The 22,653-nt window shown below is 67.8% G+C and carries 18 protein-coding genes; 12 read left to right on the top strand and 6 right to left on the bottom strand.

The features are described from left to right. Positions 1-33: 33 nt before the first annotated feature. From purL to purM, 6 genes are all read left to right on the top strand, one after another. Positions 34-2,313 carry a phosphoribosylformylglycinamidine synthase subunit PurL gene (gene purL, locus RDCOP1_RS15200; RefSeq protein WP_072701958.1) on the top strand — a complete coding sequence of 760 codons (2,280 nt, stop codon included), beginning with the start codon at positions 34-36 and terminating at the stop codon, positions 2,311-2,313. A gap of 2 nt (positions 2,314-2,315) precedes the next feature. After that, the gene (locus RDCOP1_RS15195) at positions 2,316-4,091 is read left to right on the top strand and encodes an alpha/beta hydrolase (protein ID WP_072701956.1); all 1,776 of its coding nucleotides are present in this window, start codon (positions 2,316-2,318) and stop codon (positions 4,089-4,091) included. Further along, positions 4,088-4,738: a CPBP family intramembrane glutamic endopeptidase gene (locus tag RDCOP1_RS15190; RefSeq protein ID WP_072701954.1), complete on the top strand. Its 651-nt coding sequence runs from the start codon at positions 4,088-4,090 to the stop codon at positions 4,736-4,738. Before RDCOP1_RS15195 ends, RDCOP1_RS15190 begins: the two co-directional genes overlap by 4 nt. Before the next feature lie 11 nt (positions 4,739-4,749). Then, positions 4,750-5,136, top strand: a complete 387-nt coding sequence (locus tag RDCOP1_RS15185) for a sterol carrier family protein (protein ID WP_072701952.1) — start codon at positions 4,750-4,752, stop codon at positions 5,134-5,136. A gap of 111 nt (positions 5,137-5,247) precedes the next feature. Continuing rightward, positions 5,248-6,834 (top strand): amidophosphoribosyltransferase, encoded by a 1,587-nt coding sequence (gene purF / locus RDCOP1_RS15180; RefSeq protein ID WP_072701950.1) that lies wholly within the window; start codon positions 5,248-5,250, stop codon positions 6,832-6,834. 125 nt (positions 6,835-6,959) lie between these two features. Then, positions 6,960-8,033: a phosphoribosylformylglycinamidine cyclo-ligase gene (gene purM, locus RDCOP1_RS15175; protein ID WP_072701948.1), complete on the top strand. Its 1,074-nt coding sequence runs from the start codon at positions 6,960-6,962 to the stop codon at positions 8,031-8,033. Positions 8,034-8,286: 253 nt separating this feature from the next. Here the strand turns inward: purM and RDCOP1_RS15170 are convergent, their stop codons facing one another. The 4 genes from RDCOP1_RS15170 to ygfZ form a co-directional block, all read right to left on the bottom strand. Continuing rightward, positions 8,287-8,478: a DUF3073 domain-containing protein gene (locus RDCOP1_RS15170; RefSeq protein WP_072701946.1), complete on the bottom strand. Its 192-nt coding sequence runs from the start codon at positions 8,476-8,478 to the stop codon at positions 8,287-8,289. A 195-nt stretch (positions 8,479-8,673) separates the two neighbouring features. Continuing rightward, positions 8,674-9,630, bottom strand: a complete 957-nt coding sequence (locus RDCOP1_RS15165) for an asparaginase (protein WP_072701944.1) — start codon at positions 9,628-9,630, stop codon at positions 8,674-8,676. After that, entirely contained in the window at positions 9,627-10,283 is a 657-nt protein-coding gene (locus RDCOP1_RS15160; RefSeq protein WP_072701941.1) for an MOSC domain-containing protein, read from the bottom strand. Before RDCOP1_RS15160 ends, RDCOP1_RS15165 begins: the two co-directional genes overlap by 4 nt. Next, positions 10,280-11,410, bottom strand: a complete 1,131-nt coding sequence (gene ygfZ, locus RDCOP1_RS15155) for a CAF17-like 4Fe-4S cluster assembly/insertion protein YgfZ (protein WP_072701939.1) — start codon at positions 11,408-11,410, stop codon at positions 10,280-10,282. Before ygfZ ends, RDCOP1_RS15160 begins: the two co-directional genes overlap by 4 nt. 54 nt (positions 11,411-11,464) lie before the next feature. Here ygfZ and RDCOP1_RS15150 point away from each other — a divergent pair, with 54 nt between their 5' ends. The 5 genes from RDCOP1_RS15150 to cydC all read left to right on the top strand — a co-directional run bounded on the left by RDCOP1_RS15150 (position 11,465) and on the right by cydC (position 18,601). Next, the gene (locus RDCOP1_RS15150; RefSeq protein ID WP_072701938.1) at positions 11,465-12,319 is read left to right on the top strand and encodes an aminodeoxychorismate lyase; all 855 of its coding nucleotides are present in this window, start codon (positions 11,465-11,467) and stop codon (positions 12,317-12,319) included. A gap of 263 nt (positions 12,320-12,582) precedes the next feature. Continuing rightward, positions 12,583-14,085 carry a cytochrome ubiquinol oxidase subunit I gene (locus tag RDCOP1_RS15145; protein ID WP_072701936.1) on the top strand — a complete coding sequence of 501 codons (1,503 nt, stop codon included), beginning with the start codon at positions 12,583-12,585 and terminating at the stop codon, positions 14,083-14,085. A gap of 12 nt (positions 14,086-14,097) precedes the next feature. After that, positions 14,098-15,135: a cytochrome d ubiquinol oxidase subunit II gene (cydB, locus tag RDCOP1_RS15140; RefSeq protein ID WP_072701934.1), complete on the top strand. Its 1,038-nt coding sequence runs from the start codon at positions 14,098-14,100 to the stop codon at positions 15,133-15,135. Next, complete coding sequence (cydD, locus tag RDCOP1_RS15135; RefSeq protein WP_072701932.1) at positions 15,132-16,859, top strand: thiol reductant ABC exporter subunit CydD; 1,728 nt, start codon at positions 15,132-15,134, stop codon at positions 16,857-16,859. The genes cydB and cydD overlap by 4 nt, the downstream gene beginning before the upstream one ends. Next, the gene (cydC, locus tag RDCOP1_RS15130) at positions 16,856-18,601 is read left to right on the top strand and encodes a thiol reductant ABC exporter subunit CydC (protein ID WP_072701930.1); all 1,746 of its coding nucleotides are present in this window, start codon (positions 16,856-16,858) and stop codon (positions 18,599-18,601) included. Before cydD ends, cydC begins: the two co-directional genes overlap by 4 nt. Before the next feature lie 376 nt (positions 18,602-18,977). On the opposite strand, the gene RDCOP1_RS15125 is transcribed toward cydC, so the two are convergent. Continuing rightward, positions 18,978-19,505, bottom strand: a complete 528-nt coding sequence (locus RDCOP1_RS15125) for a DUF2510 domain-containing protein (protein ID WP_231923004.1) — start codon at positions 19,503-19,505, stop codon at positions 18,978-18,980. 50 nt (positions 19,506-19,555) lie between these two features. Continuing rightward, positions 19,556-20,437: a ribonuclease HI gene (locus RDCOP1_RS15115; RefSeq protein ID WP_072701928.1), complete on the bottom strand. Its 882-nt coding sequence runs from the start codon at positions 20,435-20,437 to the stop codon at positions 19,556-19,558. A 145-nt stretch (positions 20,438-20,582) separates the two neighbouring features. Here RDCOP1_RS15115 and RDCOP1_RS15110 point away from each other — a divergent pair, with 145 nt between their 5' ends. After that, the gene (locus RDCOP1_RS15110) at positions 20,583-22,652 is read left to right on the top strand and encodes a hypothetical protein (protein ID WP_072701926.1); all 2,070 of its coding nucleotides are present in this window, start codon (positions 20,583-20,585) and stop codon (positions 22,650-22,652) included. Position 22,653: the final 1 nt, after the last annotated feature.

Below are 22,653 nucleotides of genomic sequence, written 5' to 3'. Positions count from 1 at the left end.
TTTCGATCCCAGAGTGAAGGGACCCGACGCCCAGTGTCACCGCACGTGGATACCGTCACCCACGCCGCCGAATCCCCTGATGTCGACCAGCCCTTCCGGGAGCTGGGACTCAAGGAAGACGAGTACGCGCGCATCAAGGAGATTCTGGGGCGTCGCCCCACGGATGCCGAACTCGCGATGTACTCGATCATGTGGTCCGAGCACTGCTCGTACAAGTCGTCCAAGGTGCATCTGAAGTACTTCGGCGAGACCACCACCGACGAGATGCGAGCCTCGATGCTCGCCGGCATCGGTGAGAACGCAGGCGTCGTCGACATCGGAGACGGCTGGGCCGTCACCTTCAAGGTCGAATCCCACAACCATCCGTCCTACGTCGAGCCGTACCAAGGTGCGGCCACCGGTGTCGGCGGCATCGTCCGCGACATCATGGCGATGGGAGCACGGCCGATCGCGGTCATGGACCAGTTGCGGTTCGGCGACCCGGCTCATTCCGACACCCGGCGCGTCGTCGACGGTGTCGTGCGTGGCGTCGGTGGTTACGGCAACTCGCTGGGCCTGCCCAACGTCGGTGGCGAGACGGTCTTCGACCCCTCCTACCAGGGCAACCCGCTCGTCAACGCTCTGTGTGCGGGCGCGATGCGCGTCGAGGATCTGCACCTGGCGTTCGCGTCCGGAACCGGCAACAAGATCATCCTGTTCGGCGCACGCACCGGTCTCGACGGAATCGGCGGCGTATCGGTGCTCGCATCCGAGACCTTCGACGACAGCGCGGGTGGCCGGCCGAAGAAGCTGCCGAGCGTGCAGGTCGGTGACCCGTTCACCGAGAAGGTGCTCATCGAGTGCTGCCTCGATCTGTACCGCGAGAAGCTGGTCGTCGGGATCCAGGACCTTGGCGGCGCCGGATTGTCTTGTGCGACATCCGAACTCGCTGCCGCGGGTGACGGCGGGATGCACATCGATCTCGAACGCGTCCCCATGCGCGCCACCGGAATGACGCCCGCCGAGGTGCTCTCGTCCGAGTCGCAGGAACGCATGTGCGCGGTGGTCACCCCCGAGAACGTCGACGCGTTCATGGCGGTCTGCAAGAAGTGGGACGTGCTCGCGACCGTCATCGGTGAGGTCACCGACGGGGACCGCCTCGTCATCAACTGGCACGGGGAAACCGTGGTGGACGTGCCGCCGCGCACCGTCGCCCACGAAGGCCCGGTCTACGAGCGTCCCGTCCAGCGGCCCGAAAGCCAGGACGCGCTGGTCGCGAACACCACCGCCGGTCTGAAGCGCCCCGAGACGGCCGCCGAACTCGAGGCCACGCTGCGGAAGATGCTCGCGTCGCCGGCGTTGTGCAGCCGCAAGTGGATCACCGAGCAGTACGACCGCTACGTCCGCGGCAACACCGTGCTCGCGGAGAACGCCGACGCCGGCGTCGTCCGCATCGACGAGGAGACCGGTCGCGGTATCGCGCTGGCCACCGACGCGTCGGGCCGGTACACCCAGCTCGATCCGTACACGGGCGCGCAGCTCGCGCTGGCCGAGGCCTACCGCAACGTCGCCACCACCGGTGCGACCCCCAAGGCCGTGTCGAACTGCCTGAACTTCGGTTCGCCGGAGGACCCGGGTGTCATGTGGCAGTTCCAGCAGGCCGTGCGTGGTCTCGCCGACGGTTGCGCGCAGCTCGGGATTCCGGTCACCGGCGGCAACGTCAGCTTCTACAACCAGACCGGCTCGACCCCGATCCTGCCGACGCCGGTCGTCGCCGTACTGGGCGTGATCGACGACGTGCACCGCCGCATTCCCACCGGCCTCGGACTCGAACCGGGGGAGACCCTGATCCTGCTGGGGGAGACCCGCGACGAGTTCGACGGTTCGATCTGGGCTCAGGTCGAGCACGATCATCTCGGTGGCGTGCCCCCGAAGGTCGACCTCGAGCGGGAGCGCCTGCTCTCGGAGATCCTCCTCGCCGGTTCGCGCGACGGACTGATCTCGGCTGCCCACGATCTGTCCGAGGGTGGTCTCGCGCAGGCCGTCGTCGAAGCGGCTCTCGCAGGTGAGACGGGCTGCCGGATTCTCCTGCCCGAGGGCGCCGATCCGTTCGTCACGTTGTTCTCCGAGTCCGCCGGCCGCGTGCTCGTCGCCGTGCCGCGCACCGAAGAGTCCCGGTTCACCGGGATGTGCACCGCGCGCAACATGCCGTGGGTGCGTATCGGTGTCGTCGACGAAGGGTCCGACTCCATCGAGATCCAGGGTCAGTTCTCGATCCCGATGGACGAACTTCGTGAGGTGTGGGAAGGCACCCTCCCGGCTCTGTTCGGGTAGGTATGCCGGCGAGCCAGGTCGATCGGCTGGCGGCGATCGCGGCCCGGAGGGGCCGAATCATCGCTGCGGTCACCGACTTCGGTGAGCGCTATCCCCTTCCCGTACGGGTGTGGGGACGGCTGAGTCTGGATTTCACCGGTATCGCCTTCGCGTCGTTGTTCTTCTGCTGGTCGTTGACGCCGTCGTTGCTGCCCCGGGACTGGTTGTTCCAGGGCATCGTCGGCGGCATCAACGCCGCGATCGGTTACGGCGTCGGGTGCGCGGTGGGCTGGGCGGTCCACCGCTTCCTGCTCGCCGGCAGACGATGGTGGCCGCCGCCGTTGCCCGTCACCCGGGGTTTGAAGGTGGCGGTGCCGGTCGCGGCAATCATCGCTGCTCTCGTCGCCCTCGTCCTCGCGGTGGACGACCAGCGTCAGCTGGCGGCACTGATGGGAGCGGAAGGCACCACCACCAGCGGATACCTCCGCACCCTCGGGCTCAGTCTCGGCGTCTTCGCCGGTTTGGTCGGCCTCTGGCGCTTCGGGCACGACGTCGGACGCTGGGTCGCAGGGCAGCTGATCCGGCGGGCCCGCGTACCGCTGGGTCTGGCCCGCACACTCGGTGTGCTGGTCGTCGTGCTCGCCACCTTCATGCTCATCGACGGTGTACTGCTGCGCGGCGCGTATTTCTTCACCAACCAGGCGTTCAGCCTGAAAGACGACACCACCCGCGAGGGGACCGTTCAGCCGACCGATCCGACGAAGTCGGGCAGTCCCGACTCGCAGGCCTCGTGGGAGTCGCTCGGTTACCAAGGCCGGGATTTCGTCTCTCGAGGACTCGATTCCGACAGGCTGAGCGCCATCAGCGGCACCCCCGCACTGGATCCGATCCGCGTGTACGTCGGGCTCGACTCCGCCGAAACACCCGAAGCGCGAGCAGATCTCGTCGTGGACGAGCTGGAACGGACCGGCGCGTTCGACCGATCGGTGCTCGCGCTGATTCCCACCACCGGAACGGGGTGGGTGAATCCGACCGCTGCGCAGGCGATGGAACTCGTCCACAACGGTGACCTCGCGATGGTGGCATGGCAGTACTCGTACCTGCCGAGCTGGATCTCGTTCCTGGCCGACCGCGAAAAGGCCGCGGCAGCAGGCGAACTGCTCATCGACCGGGTGCACGAGCGCTGGTCGCAATTGCCCGAGAACGACCGCCCGAAACTGTACATCTACGGGGAGAGCCTGGGCACCCAGTCCGGCGAGGGGGCGTTCGAGAGCATCGGGGAGATCCGCTCGACCGTCGACGGGGTGCTGTGGGTGGGGCCGCCCAACTCGAATCGCCTGTGGCGGCAGATCGTCGACCGGCGAGATCCCGGCACGCCCGAGGTGCTGCCCGTATACGCGGACGGCCTCGTCGTGCGCTTCGCCGGTGGCGGTGATTCCGTTCCGGAACCAGACTCGTCGTGGCTCGCACCTCGCGTGCTCTATATCCAGCACACGTCGGACCCGGTGGTGTGGTGGTCGCCCGACCTGCTGTTCGCCCGGCCCGACTGGCTCGAGGAGCCGCCGGGACCCGACCGTCTCCCGCAGATGCGCTGGTTTCCGTTCGTCACGTTCTGGCAGGTGTCCGCAGATCTGACGAATGCGGCCGGAGTTCCGGACGGGCACGGACACAACTACGGCACGGCGGTGCTCGACGGCTGGCTGGCTGTCGCGCGGCCGGCCGGGTGGACCGATGCCGATACCGAGCGGGCACGTGTCGCACTGGAAGAGTTGCGATCCGAACAAGGACCCGAGAAGTGACGACGGGAACGTGGCGGGGCGTGGTCGCGTCCGCCGCGACTCTCGCGCTCGGGGCCGCGCTGCCCGCTGTCCGGACGGGACCTCGCGGTCGCGGGATGCTCTCCGCGGCGGCGGGAACGGGGGCGGTGCTCCTCACCCGGGCATCCGGAGTGGACGCGGCTGCGCTCGGATTCGATCCCGCCCGCGTCCGGGACGGACTGCGCTGGGGCATCGGTGCCGCCACGGCAGTGGCGGCCGGGTATGTCGTCGCCGTGACGGTGCCCGGATTGCGCACGCACTTCGTCGACGAGGTGCGGGGGAATCGCGCCGACTTCTACGAGTGGATCGGCGTGCACATCCCTGTCGGCACGGTCCTCGCGGAAGAGTTGCTGTTCCGCAGCATGCTGACAGCTCTCATCGGTCCTGTCCCGCAAGCGCTGGTCTTCGGCCTGTGGCACGTCCGCCCGGCGATGATCGAGGGTGACAGCGTCGCCGGCACCGTCGTCGTGACCGGCCTGTCGGGTCTGGTGTTCGCGTGGCTGCGTGGCCGCAGCGGCAGCGTGCTCGCACCTGCCCTGGCTCATCTCGCCGTCAATGTGGGCGGCGCCGTCGCGGTCCGGGTGGCGACCGGCCGGGCAGCGAAAGGCACCCACGAGCGTCGTGATTAGGCTCCGGGGACATGGCACCGCGTAGAACCGTCGATCCCGCCGAGCTGAGAACCGCCCTCGGCCGCGTCGAGCCGTGGTTGTCGGGTCTCGACGACGCGACGCCCACCCGCGCCGACCTCGCGGCCGCGGTACGGCTCAGCGCCCGCACCCTCGAACAGATCGCACCGGGCTCGAGCGTCGAGGTGCGGGTGCCGCCGTTCGTCGCGGTGCAATGCGTCGAGGGGCCCCGGCACACCCGGGGGACACCTCCCAACGTGGTGGAAACCGACGCGCTCACGTGGCTGCGTCTCGCGGTGGGCCGGCTCACCTTCGACGAGGCGGTCGCGGCCGGGGCGATCGACGCATCGGGAAGCCGAGCCGGGGAGATCGCGCACTGGCTGCCGTTGCTGCGTTTGTGATGTCCGAATCGTGCGGTCCGGACGTCGAAGCGGGGACGACGGTCGGAGTCCCGTCCCGTGGCCCGTAGAATGAAACCGCCCCGCCCTTGTCCAGCCTCAGGGAGCACCTCCGTGACCAGTGCCGATCTGTCGGTTCACACACGTAATCTTCTCGCCGCCGACGAACCCGAGAACGAGCCGCGCGAGGAGTGCGGTGTCTTCGGAGTCTGGGCTCCGGGTGAGGACGTGGCCAAACTCACTTATTACGGCCTCTATGCCCTGCAGCACCGCGGTCAGGAGGCCGCCGGCATCGCCGTCGCGGACGGTTCGCAGGTACTCGTGTTCAAGGACCTGGGTCTCGTGAGCCAGGTCTTCGACGAGCAGACCCTCGCCGCGATGCCCGGCCACATCGCCATCGGGCACTGCCGGTACTCGACCACGGGTTCGACGACGTGGGAGAACGCGCAGCCCATCTTCCGGACCACCGCGTCCGGATCCGGTGTCGCTCTGGGTCACAACGGCAACCTCGTGAACACGGCGGTTCTGGCCGAGCGCGGCCGCCGGCTCGGCGTACTCGACCCGAAGCGTCCGGGCGCGGCGAACTCGGACTCCGATACCGTCGGGGCGCTGCTGGCGCACGGCGCACGGGACAGCACCGTCGAAGAAGCGGCCATGCAGTTGCTGCCGACCCTCCAGGGCGCGTTCTGCCTGACCTTCATGGATGAACACACCCTCTACGCGGCGCGTGATCCGTGGGGCATCCGGCCTCTGTGCCTGGGTCGCCTCGATCGCGGCTGGGTGGTTGCGAGCGAGACAGCGGCCCTCGACATCGTCGGCGCATCGTTCGTCCGCGACATCGAACCCGGTGAGCTTCTCGCGATCGATGCGAACGGCGTGCGCTCGTCGCGGTTCGCCGCGCCCGAGCCCAAGGGATGCGTGTTCGAATACGTGTACCTCGCCCGCCCGGACTCCACCATCGCCGGTCGGTCGGTCCACGCGACGCGCGTCGAGATCGGTCGCCGGCTGGCCAAGGAGCACCCGGTCGACGGTGACCTCGTCATCCCGGTACCCGAGTCGGGCACGCCTGCCGCGGTCGGGTACGCGCAGGGCTCGGGCCTGCCGTACGGCCAGGGCCTGATGAAGAACGCCTACGTGGGCCGCACCTTCATCCAGCCGAGCCAGACGATCCGCCAGCTCGGGATCCGGCTCAAGCTCAACCCGCTGCGTGAGGTCATCCGCGGCAAGCGCCTCGTCGTCGTCGACGACTCGATCGTGCGGGGCAACACCCAGCGCGCCCTCATCCGCATGCTCCGCGAAGCCGGTGCCCTCGAGATCCACGTCCGGATCGCGTCGCCGCCGGTGAAGTGGCCGTGCTTCTACGGGATCGATTTCGCGTCGCCGGCCGAACTCATCGCGAACGGTGGCGGTACCCGCGATCGTGACAACGACGACGAGCACGATTACGACCTGATGGTCGAGATGGTGCGGCGGTCGATCGGAGCCGACTCGCTCGGCTACATCTCGATCGACGGGATGATCGGTGCCACCGAACAGCCCGCAACGCGTTTGTGCGCGGCGTGTTTCGACGGCCACTACCCGATCCCGCTACCCCACGGGCATGCGGTCCTCGAGGACGCTCTCGACGGCGTCGTCGACACCGATTCCCCGACCCCGACGGTCCTCGAGAACGTCAACGCAGACGTTCTGAGTCGTCCGTAGAACCTGGTCGGGTACCGTAAGTCCCGCGGTCGGCACTGTTCGGCGTGCGTTCAGCATGTCCCGTGACGGATACCGGCCACCTTCAAATCAGTAGATCGACAACTCGAGGCTGGAGCCGACATCCCATGACCGAGGAGACAACCCCCGGAGCTTCCTACGCCGCGGCGGGCGTGGACATCGAGGCCGGTGACCGTGCCATCGAACTGTTCGCGCCGCACGCGAAAAGGGCCACGCGCCCGGAGGTGCTCGGCGGTCTGGGTGGGTTCGCCGGCCTGTTCGCGCTCAAGCGCGATTACAAGGAGCCGCTGCTCGCCGCGTCCACCGACGGCGTGGGCACCAAACTTGCCGTGGCGCAGGCGCTCGACAAGCACGACACGGTCGGGCTCGACCTTGTCGCGATGGTCGTCGACGACCTCGTGGTGTGCGGCGCGGAACCGTTGTTCCTGCAGGATTACATCGCCGTGGGACGCGTCGTCCCGGAGCGGGTCGCCGAGATCGTCGCGGGCATCGCCGAAGGGTGCGTCCAGGCCGGTTGCGCGCTGCTCGGCGGCGAGACCGCGGAGCACCCCGGTGTGATGGCCGACGGCGACTACGACATCTCAGCGACCGGCGTGGGTGTCGTCGAGGCCGACAAGCTGCTCGGACCCGAACGGGTCCGTCCCGGTGACGTCGTCATCGCCATGGGCGCCTCGGGCCTGCATTCCAACGGGTACTCGCTCGCCCGCAAGGTGCTGCTCGAGATCGGCAAGATGAGCCTGACCGCGCATGTCGACGAGTTCGGCCGCACGCTCGGTGAGGAACTGCTCGAGCCGACCCGCATCTACGCCAAGGACTGCCTCGCGCTCGCTGCCGAGACCGAGGTGCGCACGTTCTGCCACGTCACGGGTGGCGGTCTCGCCGCCAACCTCGCGCGTGTGATGCCGAAGGGTCTCGTCGCCGAACTCGACCGCACGACGTGGAGCCCGGCACCGGTCTTCGGTCTCATCGCGCAGCGCGGTCGCGTGGAGCGCGCGGAGATGGAAAAGACGTTCAACATGGGCGTGGGCATGGTGGCGATCGTGGCTCCCGAGGACGTCGATCGGGCCCTCGCGGTGCTGACCGCCCGCCACATCGATTGCTGGACCCTCGGCACGGTCCGCCGGGCACAGGACGGCACCGACGATCGCGCGATCCTGGCCGGCGACCACCCGCGCTTCTGAGGCTCGACAGACACACGTCCGGTCCCTCACCCTGCGGGGTGGGGGACCGGACGTGTCTGTGTGAAATATGTTCTACGGCTACAGTTCCCGCCCCGATCGATCCGAGCGACAGAGTGGGCGGGGAGGGTCGAAAAATGGGTGGACCGCCGCGGTGTCACCACCGCCGAGGCCCACTCGATGAAAAGCCGACTACACCACTGACGGAGGGGGTGCCGAATTCTCGGCTGCCCCCTCCGTCAGAGAGAAAGGTGAGTCAACGACGAAAATCGTCGTCGTAATCGTCGTCCCAACCGGAACGCTGGTCTGCAAAGACCTCGTCACGCTGCGAGTTGGTTACACCACCAGACAACTCTCGTTGGAGGTTCTCGAAGTCGGTGGACGGCGAGCTGTACTTGAGTTGCCGTGCAACCTTGGTCTGCTTTGCCTTAGCCCGGCCGCGGCCCATGACTAACCCCCTCGCGCTTTGACGGGGCGGCCTGGGGAAATTTGGCGGCCCCGGTGAGTTGAGTATTTTCCTGTGGCCCACTTTAGCGTGGAAAAGTCGGTTGCGCTTCCACGCACCTGTCCGGGCCGGTGTCCTTTACGTCTCAAACGGACCCGACCTGCAGCAATGAGGATCGAACGTCGTCGAATGTGCCCTTCAGAACACCCCCGGGACGGCCCGAACTGTGCCGACGCGCGCTCCTCCACCCGAAACTGGCTGCGAAGCGAGGGTCGCGAGGACCTCCGCGTCGCCCGCGCCGAGCCGGTGCAGGAGGGCTGCGGAGAGCGGCAGTCGTGCACGCTCGTGCCCGTCGTCGATCTTGAAAGCGAAAGCGGTTCCGTCCGGGAGTGCACCGGCGTGGACGCCGTCGGCGCCCGCCTTGCAGAACAGACCGGGCACAGCACGCATCAGACGCAGATCGTCCTTCCCGGTGCCCGAGATGAGGAAGGGATGCTCGCGGATCGCGTCGGCCACGGCGCGTTCGGGGGTGCCGGGTTCCGCGATCGCGAGACGCGCGTAGGCGCGGGCCAGATTGATCAGCGGCACCGGGACGATCGGAAGACCGCACCCGTCGATGCCCAGATCCGTCTCCTCGATGTCCCCGGTCAGATCGGCGATGGTCTCGACGACACCTTCCTGCAGCGGGTGGCCGGGGTCGAGATACGTCTCGGTGTCCCAGCCCCGGGCGGCGCACACGGCCAGCATCGCCGCGTGCTTTCCGGAGCAGTTCATGTATGCGGCGCGGGGCGCGCGTCCGGCGGCGAGCACCTCGGCGCGGGCGAGTTCGTTGCCGGGCAGATCCGCGGGGCACTGCAGCGCCTGCTCGTCGAACCCGTGCTCGGTGAGCAGGTCCTCGACCAGTTCGATGTGGTCGGCCTGACCCTCGTGCGACGCCGTGGCGATTGCCAGTTCCGCTGAGGTGCGCGGCAAGAAACCCGCCCGCAGCATCGCGACAGCCTGCAGCGGCTTGTTCGACGAGCGCGGGTAGATCGGGGTGTGCACCTCTCCGAGGGAGATCACCACCTCGCCACGCGGGTCGAGCACGATCAACGACCCGCGGTGGACGCACTCCCGGAATCCGGAGCGCACGACCTCGACCAGTTCCACGCTCACTGCTGTTCCGCCTTCCGGCCGGCGATCCGCCGGCGTGCCTTCTCCGCCACTTTCGGCGGAAGATCTTCCTGCTGCTCGAGCATCGTGGCGAGTCGCTCCGGGTCCCGCCCGGTGAACAGGTCCCGGACCGTCACGCCGTGCCCGGGGACGGATTCGACGGTGATCGTGTCGGATGCCCGCACCGATCCTTCGGTGACGACCTTCAGATATGCGCCGGTGTCCGCGCGCTCGGTGAACCGCGCCCCCCAGTTCGGTTCGCCGGACCAGTTGCGGAACGTGCGGCAGGGCGTGCGCGGCCCGGTCACCTCGAGCAGCAGTCCGTCGTCGCCGACCCGCCACCGCTCACCGATGACGGCGTCGGTGGGCGACAGGCCGCTCACCCGGAGGTTCTCGCCGAACCACCCGACGGGAAGGTCCCGGCCGAGTTCGGCCGCCCAGCGCAGCGCCTCGTCTTCGCCGTACGCGTAGACCGCTTTGTACCGGCCGCCGTGGTAGGCGGTGTCGCACTGGCGGTCACCGGCCAGGCCGGATTCGCCGACGTGGACCGCACCGCCGACGGGACGCTTGTCGATGCCGGTGAGCGGAACGCGTCGCAACCCGGTGTCGCGGAGGGCATGGACGACACACACGGCGTCGACTCGGCCGGTGGTCACCGGCCGCGCAGTCGCTCGACGGCCTGCCTTCCGGCCTGCACGGCGTCGTCTGCGGGTATCGAGTCGGGATCGATCGCCGCCGCGCACGGGCCTGCGACGAGCGGTGTCTCCGGCGTGATCGTGCGCTTGACGAGGGCGAGCGCGATCGGGCCGAGTTCGAAGTGATCGACGATGGTGCCGATCCGTCCGACCGTCCTGCCCTCGGCGGTAACGGCATCGCCGGTCTCGGGCCGGCCGTCCGCCGATCCGTCGAGGTGCAGCAGCACGAGGTGGCGCGGCGGCTTGCCGAGATTGTGGACGCGCGCCACGGTCTCCTGGCCGCGGTAGCAGCCCTTGTCGAGATGGACGGCGCCGTGCTCGTCGGGCCCGCCGATCCAGCGCACCTCGTGCGGGATGGTGCGGTCGTCGGTGTCGATGCCGATGCGGGGACTCAGGGCGACCACGCGGAGCGCCTCGAAGGCCCACGTTCCCGCCGGGCGCGCGCCGGCGGACTGGAGCGCGGTGAAGATCTCGACGAGGCGATCACGAGGCACCAGCAGGTCGTAGGAGTCGTCGGTCGGCCACGGCATGCGCCGGACGAACCCGCCGCCCGGCAAGGCGGCCGCGGCGTAGGGCGTCGCGGGCAGCGCGTCGATGCCGAGCGCTCCGAGTATCGCCGGGCTCCCTGCGTCGGGCCCCAGGAGTGAGAGGACGGCCAGTTCGTTTCCGGCTCGCGGTTCGGCCTTGGCCCAGAACACCATCTTGGTCAGGAACCCGAGGAGATCGGGTCCGCGGTCCGGTTCGGTGTCGATCCAGGTGACGTCGTCCAGGTCGGTGAGCACGAAGTGGTGTTCGACGCGGCCGTTCACGTCGAGGCTGAGGTTCTCGGCCGAGCTGCCGGGTGGGAGCGCTGCGACATGCTGGCTCGAAATGGTGTGCAGCCACGACAACCGTTCCGGACCGGAGACGGCGATGACGAATCGGTCGGACCGGTCGACGATCGCAGCGCCGGTGAGTGCGGCGCGCTGTTCACCCAGTGGATCGCCGTAATGCCAGGCGACGCCTTCGTCGGGGGAACCGGGGGGTGACGCGACAGCATCGGGAACGGTGAGGAGACGGCTCTTTGACACGATCGGAATCTCGGTCACGCTCCCAGTCTATGGGGAAGTCGCCGGGGGATCGCCACTCGCTAGGGTAAGACCATGGCTGACCGGGTGCTGATGACGCTGGACGGTGAGGCGCGGGACCCCGATGCGCCTCTGGTCCACGCAGACGACATCGGAGTCCTGCGGGGCGACGGGGTGTTCGAGACGCTGCTCGTGCGCGGGGGACGCGCATGCGCGGTCGAACTGCACCTTGCCCGGCTGGCCGCGTCCGCAGATGCCCTCGACCTCCCCGAACCCGACCCCGAGGAGTGGCGCGCAGCAGTCGACCTCGCTGCGGAGGAGTGGGGCAGCGACCGGGAGGGGATCCTCCGGCTCATCTACACGCGCGGTCGTGAAGGGGCCGGCTCGCCGACGGCGTTCCTCTTGGTGACCGAAGTCCCCGAGCGGGTGCAGCGGACTCGCCGCGAGGGCGTGTCGGTGGTGACACTCGAACGCGGATTCTCCGTCGACATCGCGCGGACCGCCCCGTGGCAGCTAGTCGGGGCCAAGACCTTGTCCTATGCGACGAACATGGCGGCTTTGCGTCACGCGGAGGCGCTGGGCGTCGACGATGTGATCTATACGAGCAGTGAGAGGTACGTGCTCGAAGGTCCCCGGTCGACGGTCGTGATCGCACGGGGACGCACCCTTCTCACTCCGCCCCCCGAGATGGGTGTCCTGCCGGGCACCACGCAGCGGGCGCTGTTCGACCTCGCGGGAGACTACGACTTCTCCGTGCGCTACGAGCCGTTGCGTCCCGCCGACCTGATCGTGGCGGACGGAGTGTGGCTTGTTTCGAGTGTGGCGCGCGCCGCCCGGGTGCACACGCTCGACGGGCACCCGCTGTCGGTGGGTTCACTCGTCGGCACGGTTGAGGAATTGGTCGACAAGGCCGTGGACGCCGCGCCCTGAGTGAAGGCAGAAAGGCCCTTCTACCTGCGCCGAAAGGCACAATTGCACCAATTTTTCGTGGAGAGAACCACCTTCGCGGCGTAGTGTGAGATGGATCTTGTGTGTCCGACGACACGGCCGCTGGCCGGACCCCGAAACCTTTACTACATTTCGTAGTAACAGGGCCGAGTGGTGCTTTCTGCGCGGCCATGTGTCCGGGAATAGGAGCGACCCGCGCCCTGCATCCGGACTTCCTCGTATTCGGGCCTTACCTCGGAGTGGCAATGGATGTCTTGGATCTGTCCCGGTGGCAGTTCGGGATCACGACGGTGTATCACTTCATCCTCGTCCCGCTCACCATCGGTCTCGCGCCGCTGGTCGCGATCATGCAGACGATGTGGGTGGTGACCAAGAAGGATCACTGGTACCGGCTCACCAAGTTCTTCGGGAAAATGTTCCTGATCAACTTCGCGCTCGGCGTCGCCACCGGCATCGTGCAGGAGTTCCAGTTCGGCATGAACTGGAGCGAATACTCTCGGTTCGTCGGTGACGTCTTCGGGGCACCACTCGCCCTCGAGGGCCTGGTGGCCTTCTTCCTGGAATCCACCTTCCTCGGACTGTGGATCTTCGGCTGGTCGCGCCTGCCCAAACTCGTCCACCTGGCGACCATCTGGCTCGTCGCCATCGGTGTGAACGCCTCCGCGTACTTCATCATCGTTGCCAACTCGTTCATGCAGCATCCGGTCGGCGCGACCTACAACCCGGAAACCGGGCGCGCCGAGCTGACGAGTATCTGGGAACTGCTCACCAACAACACCGCGCTGGCGGCATATCCGCACGCCGTGGCCGGTGGGTTCCTCACTGCCGCCACATTCATCGCCGGCATCGGCGGTTGGTGGATGGTACGAAACATGCGACGTGCCAAGCAGATCAGGTCGTCCGAGCCGGAGGAAGCCCAGCGACTCGAGAACGACGCCCGGGGACTGTTCCGCCCGGTGACGCGTCTCGGCCTGGTGGTGATGCTCATCTCGGGTGTCGCCCTGTTCGTCACCGGAGACATCCAGGCAAAGCTGATGTTCGAGCAGCAGCCGATGAAGATGGCCTCGGCAGAGTCGTTGTGCAACACCGAAACTGACCCGAACTTCTCGATTCTGACGCTCGGCACGCACAACAACTGTGACGGCGTCGTCCACGTGCTCGAGGTGCCCTACGTGCTGCCGTACCTCGCCCAGGGCGAATTCTCGGGCGTGACGCTGCAGGGTGTCGAAGACCTCCAGGCGCAGTACGAGGAACAGTTCGGCCCGGGCAACTACACCCCCAACCTGTTCGTCACCTACTGGTCCTTCCGCGCGATGATCGGCCTCGCCGCCGGCTCCGCCGCACTCGCACTCGCGGGATTGTGGGTGACGAGACGCGGCCGCGTGCCCGACCAGAAGTGGTTCTCGGTGCTGTCGCTCGTCGCGATTCCCACCCCGTTCCTGGCGAACAGTGCGGGCTGGATCTTCACCGAGATGGGGCGTCAGCCCTGGGTCGTGCACCCGAACCCCACGGGAGTGGACATGATCCGGCTCACCGTCGAACAGGGTGTCTCCGACCATGCCCCCGCTACCGTCCTGGCGTCGCTGATCGCATTCACCGCCGTCTATGCGGCACTCGGTGTCGTCTGGTTCTGGCTGATCCGTAAGTACGCGAAGGAAGGCCCGCAGCCGCACGACGCGCAACCACCCGGTTCCGACGACGGATCCGACGACGACACACAGCCGAAGCAGTTGTCCTTCGCGTACTAGGAGAGATCTCTGATGGGACTCCAAGAAGTCTGGTTCATCCTGATCGCGGTTCTGTTCACGGGATACTTCATCCTCGAAGGCTTCGACTTCGGTGTCGGTATGCATTTCCCTGTGCTCGGCCGCGGTAAGACCGAGAGCGCGGACACCCGTCGGCGTGTGCTGCTCAACACCATCGGGCCGGTGTGGGACGGCAACGAAGTGTGGCTCATCACCGCCGGCGGTGCCTTGTTCGCCGCGTTCCCCGAGTGGTACGCAACCCTGTTCTCCGGGTTCTACCTTCCGTTGCTGCTGATCCTGCTGGCGCTGATCGTGCGCGTCTGCGCGATCGAGTGGCGCGGCAAGATCGACGATCCGGTATGGCGTCGCCGCTGCGACTGGGGCATCATCTTCGGCTCCTGGGTGCCGGCGGTGCTGTGGGGCGTGGCGTTCGCGAACATCGTGCGCGGCGTGGCGATCGACGCCGACAAGCAGTACGTGGGCGGCTTCTTCGCGCTCCTCAACCCGTACGCGCTCCTGGGCGGTGCCACCACGGCCCTGGTGTTCGCGTTGCACGGCGCGGTGTTCATCGCGCTGAAGACCTCCGGTGACATCCGCACCGACGCGGTGAAGCTGTCGCGCCGGCTGTCCATCCCGACCGTTCTGGTCGCGGGGGCGTTCGTGGTGTGGACCCAGCTCGCCTACGGCAAGACGTGGACGCTGATCCTCGTCGCAGTCGCTGCGGCCGCACTGCTCGCGGTTGTCGCGCTGGCCGCCGCCGAGCGCGAGGGCTGGGCTTTCGTGTTCACCACCGTGGCCATCGCGGCGACGATCGCGCTGCTGTTCTCCGTGTTGTTCCCGAACGTCATGCCGTCCACGCTCGATCCGGCGTGGTCGCTCACCATCGAGAACGCATCGTCGAGCGCCTACACGCTGAAGATCATGACGTGGGCTGCCGTGGCGGTCACGCCTGTGGTCCTGCTCTACCAGGGGTGGACGTACTGGGTGTTCCGCCAGCGGATCTCGACGTCGCACATCCCGCCGTCCATCGGATTGAAGATAGGCACGAAGTGACGGCTGCCGCTGTCACCGTCCCCGCCGGCGCCGAGAAGCGCCGGCGGGGACCGATCGACCCCCGGCTGTGGCGCTACTCGGCATCGGCACGCGGATACCTCGTCCTCACGGTTCTGACGTCGCTGGTCGACGTCGTGATGGTGGTCGTCAGCGCACTGATGATCGGCACCGTGCTGGCAGGGGTCATCACCACCGACGCTCGCAACCTAGGCGACTGGCGCACCGAACTCACCGTCCTCGCCGGGGCCGTGGCCGTTCGTGCGGTCGCCACCTGGCTGCACTCCCGGTACGCGCACCGTTCGGCGAGCCGGGTCATCGCCGAACTCGAAAGCGAAGTTCTCGACGCGGCCGCCACGCTGCCGCCCCGTGAACTCGATCCGCGCCGCGACGAGATCGCCACGGTCCTGACCCGGGGCCTCGACGGCCTGCGCGACTACCTCACCGGCTACCTGCCGGCGCTGGTGCTCGCCGTCGTGCTCACACCGGTCACGATCGTCGTCATCGCCCTGCACGACCTCACGTCGGCGATCATCATCGTCGTCACCCTGCCGCTGATCCCGATCTTCATGATCCTCATCGGACTGCTCACCAAGGGCAAAGCCGACCGCACGCTCGACGCGATGACCACCCTCTCGTCCCAGTTGCTCGACCTGGTCGCCGGACTGCCCACCTTGCGCGCGCTCGGCCGCGAGCAAGGTCCCGCCGAACGGGTGCGCGAACTCGGGGAGGATCACCGGCGCACCACCATGTCGGCGCTGCGCGTGGCGTTCCTGTCCGGCACGGTGCTGGAATTTCTTGCAACGCTCTCGGTGGCTCTCGTCGCGGTGACGATCGGCATGCGACTGGTCTACGGCGGAATGCCGCTGGAAGCCGGCATCATCGCTCTGATCCTCGCGCCGGAGGCATATTTCCCGCTCCGCACCGTCGGAGCCAAGTTCCACGCCGCGGAGAACGGCACCGCCGCAGCGGAACGAGCATTCGCGATCCTGGCCGTCGCCCCTCAGCGGCGAACCGTCACCGAACACGCGTCGTCGGCAACGAATCCGGACGAACGACGTGACGAACCCGTCGCAGGCGGGCACGAAATCGTCTTCCGGGGAGTGGGCGTCGCCGGTCGCGACGGCTGCGCTCCGCACCGACTCGACGCGGTGTGCCGACCCGGTGAGATCACCGTCCTGACCGGTGAGAACGGCTCCGGGAAATCCACCGCCTTGCTCGCCCTTCTCGGGCTGACCGATCTCTCCGAAGGAACCATCACCGTGGACGGACGCCCTGTCACGGGCGACGAGTCGTGGTGGGGTGAGGTGGCCTGGCTCCCGCAGCACCCGGTGCTGCTGCCGGGCCCGCTCGCGGACAATCTTCGGTTGACTGGCGTCGACCCCGAATCTCCTGCGCTCGACAGAGTGTGCGCAGCAACAGGATTCGACACAGTTCTGGCGGAGTTGCCGAACCGGTGGGACACCGTGGTCGGCGCCGGCGGAACCGGATTGTCGCTGGGACAGCGGCAACGACTCGCCCTGACCCGCACGCTCGCGTCGCCCCGCCCGGTGTTGTTGCTCGACGAGCCCACCGCGCACCTCGACCCGGAGACCGAGGCGACGGTGCTCGACGGCCTGCGCGCACGCGCCCGCGAAGGTCGCACGGTGGTCGTCGTGGCTCACCGGCCGAGTCTGCTCGCCATCGCCGACCGCATCGTCGAGGTTCACCGGGAAGTGGCGTCATGAGTGCTACGTCCGACCTGCGCCGGGCAATGACCCTTCTCGAACTCGAACCGCGCCGGGTGGCCCGGGCGATTCTGGCGGGCGTCGCGACGCTCGGCAGTGCACTTCTGCTGTCCGGACTGTCGGCGTGGCTGATCATCAGGGCGTGGGAGATGCCCCCGGTGCTCGATCTGACGGTCGCGGTCGTCGCGGTGCGTGCACTGGGCGTCGCACGCGGACTCTTCCGGTACCTCGAACGCCTCGCGACACACGAAACCGCCTTGCGGGGAATGACATCCGCACGTGCGCGGCTGTATCAGCGTCTCGCCGACGGAGACCCCGCGGCGTCGGCGGGACTGCGACGTGGAGATCTGCTCGCCCGCACCGGAGCAGACGTCGATGCGCTCGGTGACGTCGTGGTGCGGGCGCTGGTCCCGATCGCCGTCGCGGTCGTGCTCTCTCTCGCCGCCGTCGTCACCCTCGCGGTGATCGTCCCGGCCGCAGGGGTCGTGCTCGCCGTCGCATTGCTCGTCGCGGGGGTGCTCGCTCCGTGGCTGTCTGCTCGTGCCGCCACGCAGGCGGAGACGGACAGCGATGCCGCGCGCAACCGCTTCACCCACGACGCGGTCACCGTTCTCGATCACGCCGCGGAACTGCGGGTGTCCGGGCAACTCGACCGTGCCACGCGCCGCGCGCGTTCGTCGGGTGTCGCCGCAGTGCGCGCGATCGACCGATCCGCCGTGCCCTCGGCGTTCGCCGACGCCGCCGCGCCGCTCGCGGTCGGAGCGAGTGTCCTCGGGGCACTGCTCATCGGCATCACCGTGTTCGGTTCCGGTCCGGACGCGATGAGCCCCACCACGCTCGGGGTGCTCGTGCTGCTTCCGCTCGCGGCGTTCGAAGCGACCTCGGTGCTGCCCGCGGCCGCGCAGACCCTCGTGCGGGCGCGGATCGCGGCTCGGCGAATCGACGACCTGCTCGACCGGGCCGACCGGCCAGTCCCGCGGGGCGACAAGGTTGTCGACGGCCCCGGCCGGCTGCGCGCGGACGCTGTGCGCAGCGGATGGCCAGGCGGCGCTGCTACCAGTCCCGTGAGCCTCGACCTGCCCCCCGGTGCCCGCGTGGCCCTGGTCGGGGCGAGCGGCAGCGGCAAGACCACCACCCTCATGACCCTGGCAGGGTTGCTCACTCCGGTCTCCGGAAGCGTGACGCTCGACGGAGTGCCGCTCGCCGAACTCGATCCCGAAGCGCTGCGCCGTCGTGTGGGGTTCTTCGCCGAGGACGCGCACATCTTCGGCACGTCCGTGCTCGAGAACCTGCGTGTGGCGCGCGGCGACATCGACGAGGCGGAGGCGTCCGCGATGCTCGACGCAGTGGGGCTCGGCCCCTGGATCGCAGCGTTGCCGGACGGCGTCCACACCGTGCTCGATTCGGGCGCGCGAGCACTCTCCGGAGGCCAGCGCCGACGACTCCTGCTTGCGCGTGCGCTGCTCTCACCTGCGCAGATACTGCTGCTCGACGAACCGGCCGAACATCTCGACGCGGACGACGGAGCGCAGTTGCAACGCCGCCTTCTGGACCGCAACGCCGGACTCGTCGACCCGGCACGCACCGTCGTGGTGGTGACGCATCAGCTGCCTCCGGACACCGCAGCGGACGCCGTGGTGCACGTCGAGAAAAATACGTTGCCGACCGCCGATGCCGGGCGTACCTTCGCTGGTACACGAGGAAGGAGGTGGTCTGAAATTGAGTTATCTTCGGACATGTGAGGTGGCTACCCGCTAGCCGCTCGTCGACCACAGCATTCTCCGACCGCGAGCGGCCGGCGAATACCAGGTAGTCACCCGACCCCCGAGTCCCCGGATAGTCCCACCGGGCTCGCCGAGTTCCGGCTCTCACCGGCTCGCCGAGACGACTCGGGGGTCGTTCGTGTATCGGACCCTCCTCAGTCAGCGAAGTGACGCTTCGCCGCCCTACTCGTTCAGTTGATCGCGATCCGGTGGAGTTCGTCGGCGTCCACGCGGTAGTTCTCTCCGGCGGCGATCGCGCGGGGGGCAAAGGCCTTGCTCGATGACGAACGTCATGAGTCGCGTGGGGCAGTCCGCGTCTCCGCGTCTGCGAGTTACCAATGGTGGGAAAACCCGATCACGGCTTCCGTGGGCGCTTCACGACGCTGGAGGAAGTCAGGCACAGCACCGCAGAGGAAATCAGCAGCAGCCACAATCCCCACCCGACCTGGACGCCGACGGGCTCTCCGAAGAACTCGGCGGTGATCGAGGTGACGTCGAACAGGTCGTAGACGGAGATCGCCACACAGACGACCCCGATGACGGGGACACCCCATCGAAGTGCTGCCCATCCACCCAAACCTCGGGAGAGCCGCACGAACAACGCAACCGCAGCGATCACACCCAGAACCAGCGTGATGACGCCGTCGCCTTCCACTCCGTTCTTGGTGAACGCGAAGAAGCTCGCCCACGGGCCGAGGCTGCCGATGATGATGCCGAGGCTCGCGACGAGCGCAGCGATCAGATTGGCTGTGTACCGTCGGTCGCCGGCAGACGCCCGGAGCGTGGGGGCAGGTCGAGTCTGCTCGGCCCACTGCTGACCGTCCCACCAACGTTCGATGCTGGGGTTCTGAGGGTCAGGGTGCCAGCCTGCAGGTGCATTCATGGGAGATCCTTTCGAATTCGTGGACCGACCGGGGGTCGGTTCGGGCGTGCTCATGCTGATAGCGTGCGCGATTCGTCGAGCGACGCAACGATGTTTCTCGCGATCTCTGCTGCCACTGCGGGCGAAACCTTCGCGTCGTAGCAACGCCGTGCCGCTACCGCGAGCCGGTGTGCGGCTTCGTTGAGCGGGTGTCCGTCGTGACCGCGCACCCAGTCGAATCGCACCGATCGACCCTGAATCGAGCGGTGGATGCGGTCGACTACCCCGGAAACAGCGGGCCGTCCCTTGTATGTGCCTGCGAGGCAAGCGATCGCGAGGCGGCTGTCGGTGAGGATGTGCAGGTCGCGGTCGGGGAACTTTGTCGTGGCCATCTCGATGGCGAGCAGTTCGCCCTCCAGGATCGAGCGCGCGTCGGGCGCCATGAGCATCCGGTGGACGCCCTTCTCGGAAACGCAGCCGAGACCGGTTCCCCGAAATCTCCTGGCCTTGGAGGCATCGGTGGCAACAGCCAGGGGCGGAAGCTGGGCGCGTTCGGTGTCACGCCGCGCCTCTTCTTCGGCGGCGAGGGTGACGACGTGTGCGCCGATGGTGTCGGACGCCCGGCGCAGAAGAGTGCCGAGCGGGCCGAACGGGGTGGCGACGAAGTCGACGGCGGGGAAGGAGTCCGATACCGCTTCGAGGGTGCTGCGGAGACCGGCATCCGAGATATGGAGCCGAACCGGAGAACACTTCGCCTGCTCGTACAGGGCGGCGAAGGCTTCGAGGCCGGCCAGACTCCGGTCGGTCTGGTCGTGGCCCTCCCGGAGGAACAGTGCCGAATCGGTGTCGGTGGCGAGTGCAGCACAGGTCATCGGCTTGGGACCGGCGTGGATCTGGCGGATGTGGATGGCGGCGAGCATGTGGTGTTCCTCCTCGTGATCGGCTGCCGTCATCGTGCGCGGGACCAGCGGAGGAGGGCGAGCAATACCCCGATAATGGGGGTTATCGCAATGCGTAATGTTCGTGTCCGATCGCACCGATAGATTCTTGGAACGAACTCGGCGGAGTGCTGCCGCAACTACTGGAAGGGCCTGCAACGTGACCGACGAACCGGCCCTCCTCCTCACCAAGAGCGATATCGCATCGCTCGCGGGAGTGAAAAGACCGGTCGTCTCCGTGTGGCGTAGCCGCTACGCCGGCACCGACCGGCCCTTTCCGGAACCCGTCCGCATCGACGCCCAACAGGAGAAGTTTGCTGCCGACGACGTGGTCGGCTGGCTTCGAGAGCGAAAGCTCGGCAACAGCGACACCCTCGCCGAAGACGTGGCGATCCATGCCGCGCTCGACCATCCCACCGGCGCCGGCCCTGACGCAGCGCTCACGGGCCTCACGGCGCTACTGTGCCTCAAATCGCAGCTCGGAATCCCGCTGACCGATCTCGACCACGACGACATTCTCGACGAGGCCGACGACGTCGATCCCGACGACGCGTATCTGTATCGCGAACTCGAGGCCCTCGGCGGGTATCTCGTCACCTATGCCCGGCACGCCGACCGCATGGCCGACGCTGCGTACACCACCGAGCGGGCCTTCGAAGCCTTGATGGCGCAGCGTTTTCGGATTCCGATGCGGGAGTTGGCTGCTTCGACGCTCGCCGGCGGTGCCATCGAGTTGTGCACCCGGGTGGCGACGGCGCTGGTGTGCGACGACCGCGCGTTCTTCGTCGACCCGTCGGTCGACGGCAGCGATCTGTTCGTCGCCCTGCGGAAGGAACTGTCCGAAGACACCGAGCCGATCGCGATCACCGGACGAGCCGACACCCCGTCTGCGAGGCTCGCGCGTCGTCGTCTCGCGGTGCATCGGTGGCGACGCCACCCGGCACCCGCCGAAGGGTTCGACGCAGATTTCTCGATCGATCGGCTCGCTCTGTTCCTCACCCAGTACCCGTCGCCGTCAACGCTGGGGGCCTCGCCGGCCGAGGTGCTCACCGAGATCGACAACATCACCGTGCAGATGAGCGGCGAGCATTACGCCGTGGTGATCGCGCCGGCAGCGGTCCTCGTCGATCCGCTGCCCGACCGCCACACGCTGTCGATCCGGTCTGGGATTGTGCAGTCCGGCCGCCTCTGCGCGGCGATCCGGCTTCCGGAGGGCCTGCTCGTGACGAAGCCCGGAACGTCGATGGCCTTATGGGTGCTGGGCGCGGCCGACGTGCGCATCGCACCCACGGACCGCTGGACGGTGCTCGCCGACATCAGCCATCGGGCTCTCGACAACGCTGCGATCGACGGTGTCGTGTCCGATGTCGTCGCATCGATGGGCACAGCGGATTCGGTTCGCGCGCACGCATTTCACTTCGGAGCGGTCCACCGGACCGCGGATCTGCTGGCCGACACCGCCCGAGGGCTCGTCGCAACCAGATCCGCGCGACCCGCCGGGCGCGGAGTCGACGTCGCAAGCCGGGTGACGTCGCTGGTCGACGATGCGAACCGCCACGCACAGAGTCTCAGGGGTGACCTTCGTGTGGCGGTCGCCCACCACCGTTCGGAAGCGCCCGTCCTGCCCACCGCGGGCGAACTCGTCTCGCAGCGGAAGCTCGCGCTGCTTCCCGGTACTCGGGTCGACCCGGACGATATCGAAACCGGCGGACAGGTGCGGGTGATAGGGCCCGCAGAATTGCTGGGGGAGAGAGTAATCGGCGACCGAGGGATCGACCGACTGGTGCATGCCGAGAGATACTCGGGCAGCCGACGCACGAAGCCTGGCGACATCGTTTTCTGCACGTCGCCGCGGTTCGGAATCGCCGTCGACAGCGACGGCGGTTCCCTCGTCCTCGCTCCGGCCCGGGTGCTGCGGGTTCGCAACGCGGATGCCGACGGTCTCATACCCGAAGTGATCGCCCGGCACCTGAAGCAACTCGCGGAGGTGGAGAAGCCATCGGGTGCGATTCGCTCCGGACGGCGATGGAAGGATTGGACCGTCCCGGCGATCGCCCCGGCTCGCGTCGATGCAATCCGCGAAGCCCTGAGGGAACTCGACGCGCGACGCCGCGAAGCCCAGAACCTGCTCGACAGCGTGAACGAACTGACCGACACAATGATCGACGGCGTGACTCGCGGAGTCCTGTCCGTCACATCGCGCAACCCGCACGTCCCAGAGGAAGAGTGAA

This window comes from Rhodococcus coprophilus NBRC 100603 (genome assembly GCF_001895045.1).
Taxonomy (GTDB): domain Bacteria; phylum Actinomycetota; class Actinomycetes; order Mycobacteriales; family Mycobacteriaceae; genus Rhodococcus; species Rhodococcus coprophilus.
This window is presented reverse-complemented; position numbering and strand designations above follow the sequence as displayed.